We start from the raw sequence: 16117 nt of genomic DNA, 5'->3' as shown, positions 1-16117 counted from the left end.
TGCTCCGCCATATCGAGGTCGACAACTCGGAAGTCGAGGTGCAACTGCTGCGGATGGTCCGGAGCGGGCCAACGCGGCCGCTGATAGGTAGCGACCCGTTGGAAGGCGAGGACGAACCCGGTGGGGGTGTGCAGGGTGGCCCAGTCGTCGTCGGTATTCCACCGTGGATCAACCTGGTTGACCTCCCCACCGAGCAGCCCCTGGTAGAACTCGGCCAGCCCGGGCGGATCCGGACAGTCCAGAACGACACACTCCAGCTCGGCGATCATTGATCGCACCTCGCTCCCCGGATCATGGTCGACATCCTCGCACCGGCCGGCGGCCGGACAGCCCATTGACCTGCGGGGCGGGCGGCAGCCGGCGATCCGGACCAGGGCCTCCATGCCGCTTCGGCGATGATCGCCTCGCCGTTCGCCACGTTGACAACGCAGGGAGGGGAACCGTGCCACCATAGACCGGTCATCCCGCCCGACCGGCACCCAGAGCGAGGACGCGATGAGGGCCGGACTACGAAGGCTTCGCCGAGAGCCGCTTAAGAGAGAACGAGTCAGGCCTCTTCAACGCCCACTATGAGCGTGCCGAGCGGTATGCGGGTGCGATGGCCAGGTCCGGTGCGATGAGCACCTGGGTGATGCCGCCAGCATCAGAGGCCCGTCTACCGCACCAGCGGTTGCTGCGGGTCCGCTCATTCACCGGTCGCCTCGCGTTTGGTGGAGAGGTGCTGGGCTTCAAGGTCACGCAGGTGCTCCAGCATGTGCAACGCCGTGGCCGCGCCTTTGTCGGATAGCTCAAAGTGGTTGCGGAAAGCGATTTTCAGCTGCGATGTGTGCCCCCGTTTGGTCTCGGCCAACGTCTGCAGGAGCCGCAGTTCCTTGAATATCTGGGTAGACATCGCTGGAGTCCTGGAACCGCGCCACGGTCCTCGCCAGCGTGGTTGTCGGCCTGCTCACCTACCACGGCGCGATGGCCGTACCGGGCACCCAGTCGCAGCGCATCGGTCGCCTGCTCGCCGTCCGGGATGCCCTGATGGCGCAAAATCTGCTGGACATCCTTACCCGCGAACGGGACCGGGGGCCGGTCCTGGTCTCCGCCCACAACCTCCACCTGCAACGGCACCCGGGCCGGTGGGACAGCCACTGGGAGGGCCAGGACCTGGCCTTCCAGTGGAACGGCGCCGGCTCGATCGTGTCGGCCTCGCTCGGCGGAAGGTACGTGTACGTGGCCGGCAGTCTCGGGGCGAGCGGCCCGCTCGGTCTCGGGCCACCGGAGCCCGACACCTACGAGCACCAACTCGGCGCCGAGACCGGGATCTTCCCGCCGCCCACCGGCGACGAGCTCCGGGAACGCGCAGCCGACCTGCTCGGGCTGTCGTCACTGGAAGCGGCGACGGTCGGGACGTGCGACGCGATCCTGCACATCGGTTCCGAACCGGGGGCGGCCGACGCGGCCCGGATCGCCGGCCTGACGGGGGTGACCGAGACCCGGATCCCGCCGGGCCCTGAGCACCCGCCCCACACCTGGGGCGACCGGTTCTTCTTCACCGGCGCGGACCGGGCGCGACCGTTCGCCACGATCGTCGGGCACGACACCCCGGGCTTCGACGAGCGGTCCCGCCTGGCCGACCCCGGACGGTACCGGCTGAACATCGAGGTGGGACGCACCGAGTTCCACAACCTGTTCGGCTACGGCCCGGAGGAGTTCGCCCTACACCGCGACCGGCTCGACTTCGCGGAGACGGACCGCCTGCTGCCCCATCCGGTCTACGCCGTGCAGGGTTGGGTCAGCGTGGTCAATCCGGGCCCGGCCACCGTGGCGGAGGTGACCCGGCTGGTGGCTCGGGCTCGCTCCCGCAGCAGATCAGCAGAATCTGCTGCCGGCTAGGGCGGTTGTCACGAGTTGCCGCAGCTCGGTGAGGTGCACCAGGCGGGCCACCGCAACGTAGACGGCGCAGCCGATGATGCCCGCCGTGGTCACGGTGATCAGCGCCCCGCTGTTCGGAGAGTCGCGCAGTGGGGCGAGGGCGTAGACCGTGAGGCCACCACAGCTACCGGAGAGGCCGCCGGCGACCGCCACCCGGGCAGCCGTACCAAGTAGCCGGTGCCCGTCGATGCGGCCCAGTCGGCGGCGCAGGAGAAGGGCGGCAGCGGCGAGGCCCACCGTGTACGCGACCGCGTACGCGAGGGGGACACCGACCACGGCGTTGGCGCGGGGCAGTAGCCGCGACGCGGCAAGGCATCCGGCCACGCCGACGGCGGTGACTCCAACGGTGATGATCGCGGGGGTCCTGGTGTCCTGCAGGGGGTAGAACCCGCGTTGCAGAATCATGAAGCCGGTGAACGGCACCAGGGCCACCCCGAAGGCTGCCACCACCGCGCCCAGCAGCGCGATCGCCGACGGTGAACTGCGTCCGTAGGCGAACAGCAGCGTGGCGATCTGCGGGCCGAGCACCGTCATGGCAACCGCTATCGGGGCGAGAGCGACGACAGCCAGCCGTACCGCCTGGGTGAGGTCCTCGACGATGTGGGCGTGTTGGCGGCTGGCGGCGTGGCGACTGAGCCGGGGCAGCATGGCGGTCAGCACCGACATGACGAGGACCCCGAACGGCATCTGGAACACCGCCAGCGCATTCTGGAAGGCGCTCACCCCGCCCGGTCCGCTGGTCGAGGCGACCCGGGTGGCCACCGCGAGCAGGATCTGCGCGGCGACGACGGACACGAGGACCCAGCCGCCGAGCCGACCGATTCGGCGGATCCCGATGCCCCGTGGGTCAAGCCGGGGCCGAAGGGTGAAGCCGCTGCATGCCAACGCCCACACCACCAGGGCCATCTGGGCGAAGACGCCCGCGGTGGTGCCCACGGCGAGCAACACCAGCTGCCCGGTGGACATCGACGGGATGCTGGTGGTGCCGCCGATCGCCAGGTACGTCAACCCGACAGCGATCACCATCAGACTGTTGACAACCGGCGCCCACATCGGCGCAGCGAACCGGCCCCGGGTGTTGAGCACCGCGCCGGCAGTGGCACCACCACGCTGGCCATCGCACCTCCGAGGACAAGCTCGTAGACGGCGTTGGGCAGGGTGTTCGCCACGTTGTAGCTGTCCAGCAGACGACTCCCCATTCCCAGCGCGGAGGCCAGCACCACCAGCCGGACGAAGCCGACGGCCCCGGGATACCAACGCGACGGCTACCAGCCACGTCGACGCCGTCGCAGTGGCGACCGGCCAGGGGGAAGAGTGGCGCTTCACCCATGCGATCCGGGTTTGGGAGGCAAGCCCTCGCCTCCGCCACCTGCTGGTCACGAGCGGGAACCCAGCGGAGAAGACCTACACCGAGGTCACCCTCGACTACCTACGTGGCCTCGGCCTCCGTCGTCGGGAGGGGCTCCAGCTACAGGCGGACCCGTCACCCAACACCGGCCGGCAGGCCGCCTGGATCGCTGACCAGGTGCAGGGCAGTGACATCACCAGCATCGCACTCACCACCTCCCCCTACCATCTGCCGAGGTTCTATCTCACCGTCCTGAAGGAGTTGGAAAGACGTGGCATCCGCATACCCGTCGTTCCCGCTCCCGCGGCGGTCGCCCCACAGACGCCGATCCCGGAGACCGGCGTCACCTCCGAGGACCTGGTTCCCGGCGAGGTGAAGCGCATCCTCACCTATCTGGACAAGGGCTGGCTCGCCACACCGCTGGAGCTGCGGCGGTACCTCTCCTGGTGGTGGAGCAACCATGGGTCTGGCTGGGTCGTGGACTGAGCTGTTCGGAGGAAGCGGCGCCGACTCCGCTGCGCCGCTTCTCTCAGCCGGTCGCCGCGACTGCTGCCGACCGCGCCCGGGCCTTGCGGGTGGCGCGCAGTAGCAGTCCGGCGTAGAGCAGCAGCAGGGCGTCCTGCAGCAACACCAACCAGCCGAGTCCCTGGGTCAAGAAGCGCCCGAAGCAACCGCAGTTGTCGACCGTCAACCCCCGCACAAACGCCTGTGCCGCCAGGCTGGCCCAGGTCACCGCCACCGCCGTGTAGATCCAGACCGGGGTCAGCGCGCATGACCGCGGTCGGGTCAGTAGCCAGAGCCCACCGGCCAGCTCCGCCAGGATCAGCACCGCGGCCAGCCACGGCAACGCCGCCGCGGGCGCGATCTCGTACGCGGCGAAGATGTCCGGCAGCACCGGCCACGACGCAAGCTGGCCGGCTCCCATCGCCGTGAGGATGGCACCCAGGACAGCACGAAGCCACATGAGCCGACGCTAACGGTAGAACCCAGCTTTAGCACCAAAAACAAGATAAATAACGGCTTTCTAGCTTGGGAAGCTATTCCGAAACACCAGGCAGCAAATCCCCGACCGACTATTTACCGAATGAAATTGATCGATTACGATCCGGTAGGTGCCTGGCCTGGATCGGGGTGACTGTGCACATTACTTACGCGCCTGCCTTTGCTGCCCAGCGGCCTGAAAGATCCGTCGAAGTCCGCGTCGACAAAGGCCTGACCCAGGTGCTGACCCGGGACCGGCGCACCGACCAGCGGCAGGTCCGCACCACCGCCCCGAACGGCGTGACCGCCTACGACATCGAACCAGACGGCCGGCACTTCTGGTGGTTCGACGCGAACCCGGCGGGGATCGGGCTCTGGCGGCGGCAACCGTTCCGGCCGACCCCTACCGACCCGACGACACCACCCGCCGCCCTCACCGGCCTGCCGCCCGGGCGACAGGCCGGGATCGCCTTCGACGCTGCCGGCGGTCGGGTCGCAGTCGGCATCGGCACCGAAACCGAGACCCGGTGCTACGTGGGCAGACCCGGCGGAGCCGGGCAGCTGGTAGCCGCTGCGGCGGGCTACGCGACACTGGTCGACCTGACCGCTGACGGAGCGACGGTCGCACTGGCCGGGCGGGCCGACAGCGACCGGGCAATCAGTGTTATTCACCTCAGCGACGGTCGGCTCGACGTCGTCGCTGGCAGCCACCACCGGCGAATCTGGGCGCTCGAGTTCCGCCCCGGCGACCGATCCCAGCCGCAGCTGCTGGTCATTGTCGAAACACCAGAGCGCTACCAGGTCGGTACCTGGCAGCAGGACCGGGGTATCGCACTGGCAGCGGCCCTCTCCTACGACACCGAGGTCACCGCCCACTGGTACGGCGCGGACGGGCAGGTGCTCATCCAACACGACCATGCCGGTCGCAGCCGGCTCCTACTGGCCGACCTCACCAGCGGTGAACCCGCGACCATCGCCACCCCACCCGGCACGATCCTGGATCTGACCTGCGCCCCCGGCGGAGACATCCACTATGTCTGGACCACTGGGTCGGTACCGCCCCAGCGCCGGGTCGTCGGGCCCGGCACCGCAGCCCGGGGGTCACCGCGAGCGGCTGGCCCGGCGCAACCGACCGGAACGACCCGGCGCAGCGAACTGTGGACCACTCAGCCCTACGGTCGGATCCACAGTTTCCTCGCCACCCCGCCCGGTGCCGGGCCGTGGCCGACCCTGTTCCTGGTCCACGGTGGGCCGTCCCTGCACGACCGCGACGCCTACGACCCTCGGGTTGAACTGCTGGTACGCGCCGGGTACGCGGTGGTGCGTACCAACTACCGGGGATCGACCGGGTACGGGCCGCAGTGGCAACGGGGATTCGACCAACGAGTCGGGCTGGCGCAGCTGGACGACCTCGCCTCGGTACGCCAACACCTGCTCCACCACGACGTCGCCGAACCGGGTCGGGTCGGCCTGTGCGGATACTCGTGGGGCGGGTACCTGGTTCTTCTCGCGATGGGAGTCGCACCGGCCGACTGGTCGGTCGGCCTCGCCGTCGCCCCCATCGCCGACTACCCGGCCGCCTACCGCGGCACCACGGCGGCGCTGCGCGAGGTCGACGACGAACTCTTCGGCGGCGGGCCCGACGACGTACCGCAGCGATACCGTGCGGCCAATCCGATGACCTACCTGGACCAGGTACGTGGCCCCCTGTTCATCGCTGCCGCCAGGGACGATGACCGCTGCCCGCCGGGCCAGGTGCGGCGCTACGTCGCTGCGCTACGCCACCGTCGGGTGCCGCACCACCTGCACTGGATGTCCGGCGGTCACCTCGGCGACGCCGCCAGCCAGACCCGCGCGTTCGATGAGTTGCTCCGGTACGCCGGCCAGGCACTGGGACCGGACCGAACCCGGGCGGCCGCAGCGGACGGCCGTCCGTATCAGCCAACCAGCCAGGGAGGGAGGTGAATCACATGAAGCGACGCAGCGTACGGCATGACCCGATCGCCACCAACGAGCGGGAGCGCGGGGCGGTCGTGGTGAAGATGTTCCTCGACATGGACCGGGCGGTCGCGGCCGAACGGAGCGGCGGGACCGATCCAGCGGCCGACAAGGTGGCGGTCAGCGACTAGCCCCCAGGTGGTGACCGCGAGTTCGACGGCTTCGTTCCGGAGCAGCCCGCTCCGGAACGAAGCCCACCAACGGAAGGATCCGCGATGAAGGTCGTCCTGGTCAGCATGCCGTGGGGTTCGATCGACGTTCCGTCGCTGGCGCTGGGCATCCTGCGTACGGCAGCCAGCCGGGGTGGCCACGAAGTCGAGGTCCGCTACGCGAACCTCGACTTCGTGGACTGGGCGGCCCGAGTCACCAACCTCACGTTGGCCGACTATCAGTACTTCTCGGAATCCTCCTACTTCCTCGGCGCCGGCGACTGGGTCTTCTCCGGCCTGCTCGACGACGCAGACCGGTCGTTCGACTCCTACGCCCGGCTGCTGGCCGGCAACGGCACGGCCGACGCCGAGATCGCCCGGACCGGGTCGATGCACCGGGTGGTGCCCGAATTCATCCGGGGGCTCACGACCGAACTGGCGGCGATGACGCCCGATGTCGTCGGTTTCACCACCACCTTCCAGCAGAATGCCGCCAGCCTTGCCGTCGCCCGGCTGCTGAAGCAACTACGGCCGCAGACCCGGATCGTGTTCGGCGGCGCCAACTGCGACGGGCCGCAGGGGGCGGCACTGCACCGCAACTTCCCCTACGTCGACTACGTCGTGCGGGGTGAGGGCGAGGTCGCCTTCCCGCACCTACTGGACGCGCTCGATCCGCTGACCGCCGCACCCGACCGGACGGAGCTGGCAAGAATCGCCGGCCTGTGCTGGCGGGACCGGGACGGGACGGGACGGGCCAACCCGATGTCGTCCACTCCCCTGCCGCCAACCCACATCGTCGCGCCCGACTACACCGGCTACCTTGAGCGACTGGACGCGTCGGCGGCGGCGGACTGGGTAGCGCCCAAGCTGGTCGTCGAAGGCTCCCGCGGGTGCTGGTGGGGCGAGAAGCACCACTGTACGTTCTGCGGACTCAACGGGTCGTTCATGCAGTTTCGGAGCAAGAGCCCGGCCCGGTTCCTCGACGAACTTCTCGACCTGGCACGCCGCCACCAACTGCTCGACTTCATCGTCGTGGACAACATCCTGGACATGGCCTATTTCGACACGGTGCTGCGGTGGCTGGCCGAATCGGACTACGATCTGCGCCTTCACTTCGAAGTCAAGGCCAACCTGCGCCGGCACCACTTCCAGCAGCTGAGCGACGGCGGTGCGGTGCAGGTACAGCCCGGGGTGGAAAACCTCAGCAGCAACGTGCTGCGGCTGATGGACAAGGGTGTCACCGGTTGCCAGAACGTACGAGCGTTGCGCGACGCGCAGAGTGCCGGGGTTACTGCGAGCTGGAACTACCTGTACGGGTTCCCCGGTGAGACGGCGCACGACTACACCAGCATTGTCGCGCAGCTGCCGGCCCTGCACCATCTTGAGCCGCCGATCAGCTCCACCCGGATCGCCATCGAGCGGTACAGCCCCTACTTCGACCGCCCGGAACTGGGGTTCGCGACCCTGCGGCCGGCACCCCAGTACACCGAGATCTACCAGCTGCCCGAGACCGAACTCGCCGACCTGGCGTACGTCTTCACGTCGGCGCCGAACGGCATCGACGGGGCCCAGGCTGCCGACCTCGACGCGGCACTCGGCAGCTGGCAGGCGCAGTATCCGATCAGCCGGCTCACCTACCAGGAGCTTGCCGACCGGATCGTGTTGGTCAGCCGACGCGCCAGCTATGACTGGACGGTGCTGGAGCTGACCACACCCGCCGAGATCGAACTGTTTCGGCTCCTGAGCCAGCCCCGTACGGTCGCGACCCTCGTCGCGAAGGTACCCGGCGGGGCGGCGGCCGTCGAGCCGCTGCTGTCCCGGTGGACGGCGCTGGGCCTGCTGTTTCACGACGGTGGCTACCAGGTGCACCTCGCTGTGGAGTCCCACAATCAGGTACTGACTCGGATCGATCACCGCCGAGCTGTCGCCCGGCGACTCGAGGAGGAATCGCGTGCCACCGTCGTCGCCTGAGCTCGCCGAGATGACCGAGTGGAGCGCGAGCAGGGTCGAGATCGAATTGTCCCGCGACTACGAGCCCACCACCGCCCGAGTCCCGGGAATGTCTCTCGGTACCCGACAGATCACTGGCGCGTGGGAACCCCTCGTCGCGGAGTTCTACCACCTCGGCGTCCGGCGGGTCCGGCTCGCCGACCCGGTCGACCTGTGTCCGGACGCGGGCGTCGTCGCCGCCCGCACCCTGGTGTTGCTCCGGGAGCTGACCGCCTACGCGATCTCGGTCGAATGGGTCGCCCGTTGTCACGACGGCTGCGCGGGTCGAGGATTGTTCAACCATCTGTATCCGCCGGCTCGAGTGGATGGTGTCGGCGACGACGCGGCGGTTCGGGGCTGGCAGACGTCGTTCTTTCTGGGGATGTGCGTGTCCCGGCGTGGCCCGGGGTTCACCGAGGTACGCGACCGGCGGCTCGGCACCCTGGAGATGTACACCATCGACGAACCAGCGCACCTGACGGCGATCACCGAGTTGGCGGAGGGTGTCCCGGCCGGTCAGCTACCCGTTCCCGTACGCCGGGAGCTGACCGAGGCACGGCTGATCGTCGAGCAGTCCGGGTATCTGTGGTGGCTGCCGACCCGGGCATACCGGTGGCCCTCTCCTGCCCTGAGCGTGTAGGCAGGCCCTTCTCTCGCCGACCACCACCCCCGACCGCTAGGAGAGCCGTGGAGACCGTGACCGGCACGTCGGCCCCGCCACCGGTGCCGTATATCGCCGATCCGTACCCGACGTTGGCCCGCATCCGCGCCAACGGCCCGGTATCGATCCTGCACAGCGACGAAGGCGTTCCGATGTGGGTCATCGCCCGCTACCGGGAGGTGCGGGCGGCGCTGGCCGACCCACGATTCGGGCAGGACGCCCGCCGCGCCCAGGCCCTGGCCGACAACCGGGTGGCCGGGGTTACCCTCGGCGGTGACATCGTCCACATGCTCAACAGCGACCCACCGGACCACACCCGGTTGCGGCGCCACGTTCAGGGCGCGTTCACTGCTCGGCGGGTGGCGGCGATGCGGCCACTGGTGGAACGGATCACCACCTCGTTGCTGGACGGACTCGCCGGTCGAAAGACGGTGGACCTGGTGCAGGACCTCGCCTTCCCGCTGCCAATGTTGGTCATCTGTGAGCTGCTCGGCTTCCCAGCCGAGGAGCGAAACGCCTACCGGTCCTGGTCAACCGCGATCCTGACGCACGACGACGATCCTGCCGTCTTCGCCACGGCGCTGCGGGAAATGACCGACTACATCGCGGTTCAGCTACGTTTACGACGCTCCCGGCCCGGCGACGACCTGCTGACGGAGTTGTTGACCGCGCGTGACGCGGGCCAGCTCACCGACGACGAAATCGTCGGCATGGTCTTCCTGCTCCTGATCGGTGGGCACGAGACGACCGTCAACCTGCTCGGCACCGCCACCCTCGCCCTGTTGCGCGATCCCGACCAGCACCGGTGGCTGTTGGCGAACCAGCACGCACTGCCGGAGGCGATAGACGAATTCCTCCGCTACGAGTCCCCGGTCGCCATGGCAACGCTACGGTTCACCACCACGCCGGTCACTGTTGACGATGTCGTGATTCCCGCCGGTGAGCTGGTGCTGGTGTCGCTCGGCGGCGCCAACCGGGACCCCGACCGTTTTCCGGCCGCCGACCGGTTGATCCTCGATCGGCGCGACACCGGACATCTCGCCTTCGGCCACGGCCTGCACCGTTGCCTCGGCGCGTTTCTCGGCAAACTCGAAGGTGAGGTGGCTCTCGGCGCCTTGCTGCGGCGGCACCCGAAGCTGGCGCTCGCCGCCGAGGTACGTCAGCTCCAATGGCGAGACACGATCATGTTGCGTGGACTGGAGTCACTTCCGGTATCCCTCCATGGCTGAGGCTACGGCGGTCACCTCCATCACTCGCCGGTTCCGGCCGCAGCTCAGCTTCGCTCCCCTGCGCACCCGCGGCTACCGGCTGCTGTTCGCGGCCGAACTGATCTCTGTCTTTGGCGATGCCTTTCACACGGTGGCGCTTCCGTTCCTGGTCTACCAGCTCGGCGGCGGCGCGCGCGATCTCGGCCTACTGGTGGCCGGCTACGGGCTGTGCCGGCTGGCGACGACGCCGCTGGGCGGGATCTTCTCCGACCGGATCGGCCCGTGGCCGGTGATGCTGATCTCTGATCTGATTCGGGTTCTCTTCACCGCCGGCATCGTCGTGGTCGCCGTGACCGGGGCTGGCGGCATGTTCGCCGCAGCGGTGTTGGTGGCGGGCACCGGGCTGGGCGCCGGGCTGTTCCAGCCCGCTGCCTACGCGATCACCCCGCGGTTACTGCCCGCCGATCAGTTGCAGGCCGGCAACGGGTTACACAGCACTGCTACCTTCGCGGCCGGAATGATCGGTCCGGGGGCGGCCGGGCTCGTGGTGATCGCCCTTTCGCCAGCGGTGGCGTTCGGTGTGGACGCGGTGACCTTCGCCGTTTCGGCGGCCTGCCTGGCGATGATCGGCGGTGTGGGGCGCGCTGCGGCGATGCCGGTGGCGGCCGCTAAAGGTGGCGGCGCATCGCCGCCGCTGGAGCCGGCCGATGGGACTCCGCCGCTGGCTGGTCCCGAGATCGGGTTCTGGCAGCTACTTCGTGAGTCGGCACTGTTGCGTACCGTGCTGTTGGTCACCGCGACCGCCAACCTTACCGTCGGCGGAATGGTCCGGGTCGGTCTACCGTCGCTGAACAACGACGACTTCGCCGCCGGCGCGGGCGGGCTGGGCGGTCTGCTCGCCGCCTTCACGGCCGGCTCGCTGGTGGGTGGGCTCTGCTCTGCCGGGTTGGCGGGGTTGCCCCGACGCGGATCGACGGCGATGGTCTCGGGCCTGGTGTTGGGTGGGGCTGTCGCGTTGGTGCCCTTAGCCGGCTATCTCGGCGCTGTGGTGGCGCTTTCGGTGGCCGGCCTCGCCAGCACCGTCACGAACGTACTGGTGATCACGATCGTGCAGCAGAGTACCGCGCCGCACCTACTCGGCCGGGTGATGAGCGCGATCGTCTTCGCTGCGTTGAGTCTGTTTCCGCTCTCCACGATCGTCGCTGGTCTGGTGGCCGAAGCCTATGGCAGCACGGCGATCTTCCTCGCCACGGCGGCAGCGCTGTTGGCGGCGTTCGGCTACGGCTTGGCCAGCCGGGAACTACGGCAGCGGTGCGGGTAAGTCGGCCCTGACCAGCGGACGTGGCTACCGGCAGCGGCGAGATTTGCCCGGGACGACTCCACCTGCTTTAATGAATGAACGGTCATTTATTAATGTTGGGGTGGTGCTGGTGGGACGCCCGCGCGGAGTTGACGATGCGGTGATCCTTCGTGCGACGACACAGGTCATGGGTCAGGTGGGTCCGGCGGGTCTCACGTTGGCCGCCGTCGCGCGCGAGGTCGGACTGGCCCCGGCGACCCTGGTGCAACGATTCGGCTCCAAACATGGCCTACTCCTCGCCCTCGCCGATCAGGCGGAGAAGGACATCAGCGAGCTGGTTGGGCACGTGCGTCGCACGCACGACTCGGCGCTCGGGGCCCTGGCGACGCTGATGGTGCGGTCCGTGGCGGCGCTGAACACCCCGGAGAGCTACGCCAATCACCTGGCGTTCCTGTGCATGGATCTTGGTGATCCGCAGCTCTACGACCGCGCCCTGGCCATTCACCACACTCAGCAACGAATGATCGAGCAGCTACTCACGGAGGCAGCGGGCACCGGCGAGCTCCGCACCAACCGTAGCCCGGCAGCACTGGCGCGCACGGTGCAGGCGGTCACCGCCGGCGCCGGTCTGACGTGGGCGCTGGAGCGCGAAGGCGGCCTCGAGCAGTGGCTCCGGCAGGAACTCGACGCCGTGCTGGCACCCCACCTGCCGCCGCACGCCAACCCTGATCTGGAGGAGTCATGACGACGGACGAACGCCCGCTGGCCGGAAAGGTCGCCCTGGTCGCCGGCGGCACCCGCGGCGGCGGACGGGGCATCGCCATCGAGCTCGGCGCCGCCGGCGCGACGGTGTACGTCACCGGACGAAGCAGCGCCGGTGAACGCTCCGACCTGGCCCGCCCGGAGACCATCGAGCAGACCGCCGAGCGAGTCACCGCCGCCGGCGGACTGGGTATTTCGGTGCGGACCGACCACAGCCGTCCCGACGAGGTCCAGGCGCTCATCCACCAGATCGCCGTCGAGCAGGACGGCCAGCTCGACATCATGGTCAATTCGGTGTGGGGCGGCGATCCGCTCACCGACTGGGAACATCCACTGTGGGAACAGGATCTGGACACCGGTCTGCGGCTGCTGCGGCAGGCGGTGGAGACCCACATCATCACCAGCCGGTACGCGCTGCCCCTCCTGGTCGCCCGCCGCAGCGGCCTGGTGGTGGAGGTGACCGACGGCAACACCGCCCGCTACCGCGGCAGTCTCTTCTACGATCTGGCGAAATCTGCGGTCATCCGCCTCGCCGTCGCCCAGGCGGCCGAGCTCAAGCCCCACGGCGTGGCAGCCGTAGCCATCACACCGGGTTTTCTCCGTTCGGAGGCCATGCTGGAACACTTCGGTGTCACCGAGGCCAACTGGCACGACGGGGTGGCCCAGGACCCGAACTTCGCCCACTCCGAAACCCCGGCCTACCTCGGTCGGGCTGTCGCCGCGCTGGCCGCGGACCCCAAGATCCTGGCCAAGACCGGCCGCGCCCTGGCCACCTGGGGCCTCTACCGGGAGTACGGGTTCACCGACGCCGACGGCAGCCAACCGGACTTCGCCGCCCACTGGGCCGAAAACCTGGCCGAACAGTACGGACCCCTTGGGGCGCCACTCTGACCCGAGGCCGCTACCGCCGCAGGCGCACCGTGGCGGTAGCGGCATGGTGTTCGGCCGTAACGGGTATGGGAAGGGCATGATTGATAACACGATCGTGACGGTGGCTGAGAAGAATCCGGACTTCCGAAGGGTGCTGTGGACCGGTAAGCACCTCCAACTGGTGGTCATGACGATCCCGCCCGGAGGGGAGATCGGCGACGAGGTGCACGAGGATGCGGACCAGATTCTGACCTTCGTCAGCGGCGCCGGTGAAGCGCGGGTCGCCGGCGAGAAGCGCGAAATCGTTCGGAGCAGTCAGGTCGTGGTACCGGCGGGCACCCGGCACAACTTCGTCAACACCGGGCAGAACCCGTTGGTGCTCTATACGATCTACAGCCCGCCGCAGCACGCCGACCAGGCGGTGCACCGCACCAAGGAGGAGGCCGACGCGGCCAAGACCGCAGGCGCCGACGAGCCGCCGATCGGCTGAGCTTCGGCGCGTTCGCGGCCTCCGGCGGCCCCTTGGCGTCAGGGCTGTCAGATGCGGGCCACCCCTCGATTTCGCCGCGGTGCCGGGGGTCGGCGAGGGGCGGGGCAGGAGGCCGCGTTCAGGAAGACCTTGAGGAACGTCGCGGTCTCGGCGGGGCGTGCAAAGGCTCGGGAGGTGTCTGCCCCACGGCAGTGGTACGTGCCGGGCGTCGGAGTGGCGATCGGCGAGGTCGGTGGCGTCGACCAGAGCCGCCGCTTCGGCGTCTCGCTTCGGCGTCGAAGGTGTCTCCAGCTCCTCGGTGGGCCCCTGGTGGGGTGAGCCGGCGCAGCGCAGTGCCAGCGCGCTCACCCGGTTCGGCGGGGCGAACTCCAGGGCCACCCGGCCGCCGTAGGAGGAGCCGACGACGGCCGTCTGCGCGATGCCCAGTGCGTCCAGCAGTTCGCGTACATCGTCCGCATCGTTGTTCGGCGCGTCCGGCACCGGTGTCTGCCCGTAACCCCGGAAGTCGCAGCGCACCACGCGGTACCCGGCGTCCAACAGCGACTGCCACCGGGGTCCCACACCCGCCGATCGCACGCCGAGGAATGCCGCAGGACGACCCTGTCACCGGTCCCCGCGTGTGCCAGGCGTAGCCGGGAGGCGATCACTCCGGCTCGTGGCAGACCGCCTCGACGTTGTTGCCATCCGGATCGCGGACGAAAGCACCGAAGTAGTTCGGGTGATATTCCGGCCAGATTCTGGGTGCATGCAGCACCTCCGCCCCGGCCGCCACCGCGGCGTCGTGGAACGCCCGCACGGTAGCCCGGTCCGCTGCGGTCAAGGCGATGTGCACCTCGGTTCCCTCGTCCGCGCCGCGTAGCGGATAGAGCCAGAAGTCAGGAGTGCTGGTGCCATAGCCGACCTGAGTCGGGGACTCCAACAGGCGACGCCCCCCAAGTGTGGCCAGGACAGCATCGTAGAAGACACGACTGGCGTCGAAGTCGCGCACATGAATGCCAATGTGGTTGAGCACCGTAACTCCTTTAGGGAACCGGCCGCCGAAAACCGGGCCGGGGTCACAACGGTTGACGGATCCCAGACTAGGAAGGGGGTACGACACTCCCACCGCCACGCGACAGTGACAGCCACCCCACGCGCGGTCTGATCCCGATCCGTAGCGCACCGGATACCGGATCTGTCAGCGGTGGTGCGGGACGAGGCCAACCGGTGGCCATACCGGGGTAGGTGCGGTGGGTTTGCCGACGTGCCGCATGGTCGGTCGCCGTCAGCCGTGCGACGCGGTGCCGGGCGCTGGACATCTCCGGCACCACCCCGGCCACACCCGTAGCCGAGCGGGGACACCGCGAAGACGCCACACCGAGCAAGCTTCAGGTGACGGAGGTCTCAGGTACTGCGTGCCACCACACACCTGCCCGTAGGGTCACGGTGATCTGGTTGTCGAATGGGGGGCCAGCCGAGTGCAGTACCTACGTTTGGGCAGGACAGGGCTGAAGGTATCGCGGATCTGCCTGGGCATGATGAGCTACGGCGATCGCGGCAAGAGCGACGGGTGGGTGCTCACCGAGGACGCCGCCGAACCTCTCGTCCGACGGGCGGTGGATGCCGGAGTCACCTTCTTCGACACCGCCGATATGTACTCGTCCGGAACGAGTGAGGAGGTCACCGGCCGTCTGCTCGGCAAGATCTTCCCGCGGCGGGACGACTACGTACTTGCCACCAAGGTCTTCTTTCCGATGGGCAGTGGACCCAACGACGGTGGGTTGTCCCGCAAGCACATCCACACTGCGATCGACGAGTCGCTGCGCCGGCTCGGCACCGACCATGTGGACCTTTACCAGATCCACCGCTGGGACGACCAGACACCGATCGAGGAAACGATGGAGGCCTTGCACGAGGTGGTGCGCGCCGGAAAGGCCCGGTACATCGGTGCCTCCAGCATGGCCGCCTGGCAGTTCGCCAAGGCGCAGCACGCTGCTGAGATGTCCGGGTGGACCCGGTTCGTTTCCATGCAGAATCACTACAACCTGCTCTACCGGGAAGAAGAACGGGAGATGATCCCGCTCTGCCGCGACCAGGGAGTCGGCGTGATCCCGTGGAGCCCGCTGGCCCGTGGACTGGTCGCCCGCGCTGGAACGACCGCGGCAGCGGCCACCGCTCGCGAGTCCAGCGGCGACGCCGGTCGCAGGGAGGCGTTGTACGGGCGCGGCGACGAACGGATCCTCCAACGGGTGGCCCAGGTCGCCAAGGAGTGCGCCCTCCCACCAGCACAGATCGGCCTCGCCTGGCTGCTGAGTAAGTCTGGAGTGACCGCCCCCATCGTCGGGGCTACGAAGGAACGACACATTGATGATGCTGTCGCGGCGGTAGACGTTACGCTGACCGAGAAACAGCTTGAATATCTCGAAGAGCCCTACCAGTCGCAGGCCGTCCGCATGTAAAAG

14 protein-coding genes and 4 pseudogenes are annotated in these 16117 nt (G+C 68.6%); 12 read left to right on the top strand and 6 right to left on the bottom strand.

Annotated elements, in window-relative coordinates; genetic code table 11:
• On the bottom strand, nt 1-269 hold a 269-nt coding region (locus tag AC1UKG_RS15315), incomplete at its 3' end, for a VOC family protein (RefSeq protein ID WP_482642539.1).
• Between the two features lie 416 nt (nt 270-685).
• Nucleotides 686-892 (bottom strand): hypothetical protein, encoded by a 207-nt coding sequence (locus tag AC1UKG_RS15310; RefSeq protein ID WP_482642538.1) that lies wholly within the window; start codon nt 890-892, stop codon nt 686-688.
• On the opposite strand from AC1UKG_RS15310, the pseudogene AC1UKG_RS15305 reads away from it, so the two are divergent.
• Nucleotides 889-1881 (top strand): annotated as a pseudogene (locus AC1UKG_RS15305) (DUF6194 family protein); the annotation flags it as partial. The gene AC1UKG_RS15310 and the pseudogene AC1UKG_RS15305 sit on opposite strands and share 4 nt — an antisense overlap.
• Here AC1UKG_RS15305 and murJ read toward each other — a convergent pair.
• Nucleotides 1858-3192, bottom strand: a pseudogene (murJ, locus tag AC1UKG_RS15300) (murein biosynthesis integral membrane protein MurJ). The pseudogenes AC1UKG_RS15305 and murJ sit on opposite strands and share 24 nt — an antisense overlap.
• On the opposite strand from murJ, the pseudogene AC1UKG_RS15295 reads away from it, so the two are divergent.
• Nucleotides 3185-3754: pseudogene (locus AC1UKG_RS15295) on the top strand (ElyC/SanA/YdcF family protein); the annotation flags it as partial. The pseudogenes murJ and AC1UKG_RS15295 overlap by 8 nt on opposite strands.
• A 43-nt stretch (nt 3755-3797) precedes the next feature.
• On the opposite strand, the gene AC1UKG_RS15290 reads toward AC1UKG_RS15295, so the two are convergent.
• Entirely contained in the window at nt 3798-4232 is a 435-nt protein-coding gene (locus AC1UKG_RS15290; RefSeq protein WP_482642537.1) for a MauE/DoxX family redox-associated membrane protein, read from the bottom strand.
• 257 nt (nt 4233-4489) lie between these two features.
• Here AC1UKG_RS15290 and AC1UKG_RS15285 point away from each other — a divergent pair, with 257 nt between their 5' ends.
• The 9 genes from AC1UKG_RS15285 (at nt 4490) to AC1UKG_RS15245 (ending at nt 13676) form a co-directional block, all read left to right on the top strand.
• Nucleotides 4490-6214: an alpha/beta hydrolase family protein gene (locus AC1UKG_RS15285; RefSeq protein WP_482642536.1), complete on the top strand. Its 1725-nt coding sequence runs from the start codon at nt 4490-4492 to the stop codon at nt 6212-6214.
• A 5-nt stretch (nt 6215-6219) separates the two neighbouring features.
• Nucleotides 6220-6378: a hypothetical protein gene (locus AC1UKG_RS15280; protein WP_018742505.1), complete on the top strand. Its 159-nt coding sequence runs from the start codon at nt 6220-6222 to the stop codon at nt 6376-6378.
• A gap of 84 nt (nt 6379-6462) precedes the next feature.
• Complete coding sequence (locus AC1UKG_RS15275; protein WP_482642535.1) at nt 6463-8367, top strand: RiPP maturation radical SAM C-methyltransferase; 1905 nt, start codon at nt 6463-6465, stop codon at nt 8365-8367.
• Nucleotides 8348-9025: a DUF5825 family protein gene (locus AC1UKG_RS15270; protein WP_018742507.1), complete on the top strand. Its 678-nt coding sequence runs from the start codon at nt 8348-8350 to the stop codon at nt 9023-9025. The genes AC1UKG_RS15275 and AC1UKG_RS15270 overlap by 20 nt, the downstream gene beginning before the upstream one ends.
• A gap of 47 nt (nt 9026-9072) precedes the next feature.
• Entirely contained in the window at nt 9073-10275 is a 1203-nt protein-coding gene (locus AC1UKG_RS15265; RefSeq protein WP_482642534.1) for a cytochrome P450 family protein, read from the top strand.
• On the top strand, nt 10268-11575 hold the full coding sequence (locus AC1UKG_RS15260) for an MFS transporter (RefSeq protein WP_482642533.1): 1308 nt from the start codon (nt 10268-10270) through the stop codon (nt 11573-11575). The genes AC1UKG_RS15265 and AC1UKG_RS15260 overlap by 8 nt, the downstream gene beginning before the upstream one ends.
• 100 nt (nt 11576-11675) lie before the next feature.
• Nucleotides 11676-12299, top strand: a complete 624-nt coding sequence (locus tag AC1UKG_RS15255; protein ID WP_482642547.1) for a TetR/AcrR family transcriptional regulator — start codon at nt 11676-11678, stop codon at nt 12297-12299.
• Complete coding sequence (locus AC1UKG_RS15250; protein WP_018742511.1) at nt 12296-13207, top strand: SDR family oxidoreductase; 912 nt, start codon at nt 12296-12298, stop codon at nt 13205-13207. Before AC1UKG_RS15255 ends, AC1UKG_RS15250 begins: the two co-directional genes overlap by 4 nt.
• 43 nt (nt 13208-13250) lie before the next feature.
• Nucleotides 13251-13676: a cupin domain-containing protein gene (locus AC1UKG_RS15245; RefSeq protein ID WP_018813528.1), complete on the top strand. Its 426-nt coding sequence runs from the start codon at nt 13251-13253 to the stop codon at nt 13674-13676.
• On the opposite strand, the pseudogene AC1UKG_RS15240 reads toward AC1UKG_RS15245, so the two are convergent.
• Both AC1UKG_RS15240 and AC1UKG_RS15235 read right to left on the bottom strand, forming a co-directional pair.
• A pseudogene (locus tag AC1UKG_RS15240) lies at nt 13581-14192 on the bottom strand (alpha/beta fold hydrolase); the annotation flags it as partial. The gene AC1UKG_RS15245 and the pseudogene AC1UKG_RS15240 sit on opposite strands and share 96 nt — an antisense overlap.
• 127 nt (nt 14193-14319) lie before the next feature.
• Nucleotides 14320-14688, bottom strand: coding sequence for a VOC family protein (locus AC1UKG_RS15235; RefSeq protein WP_018742513.1), 369 nt, complete (start codon nt 14686-14688; stop codon nt 14320-14322).
• Between the two features lie 502 nt (nt 14689-15190).
• Here AC1UKG_RS15235 and AC1UKG_RS15230 point away from each other — a divergent pair.
• Nucleotides 15191-16114 carry an aldo/keto reductase gene (locus tag AC1UKG_RS15230; RefSeq protein ID WP_018742514.1) on the top strand — a complete coding sequence of 308 codons (924 nt, stop codon included), beginning with the start codon at nt 15191-15193 and terminating at the stop codon, nt 16112-16114.
• Nucleotides 16115-16117 lie beyond the last annotated feature (3 nt).

The sequence above is a fragment of the Salinispora sp. CH2A1_6 genome (genome assembly GCF_056820975.1).
The sequence above is the reverse complement of the archived record's forward strand: the minus strand, read 5'-3'. Positions and strand labels throughout refer to the sequence as shown.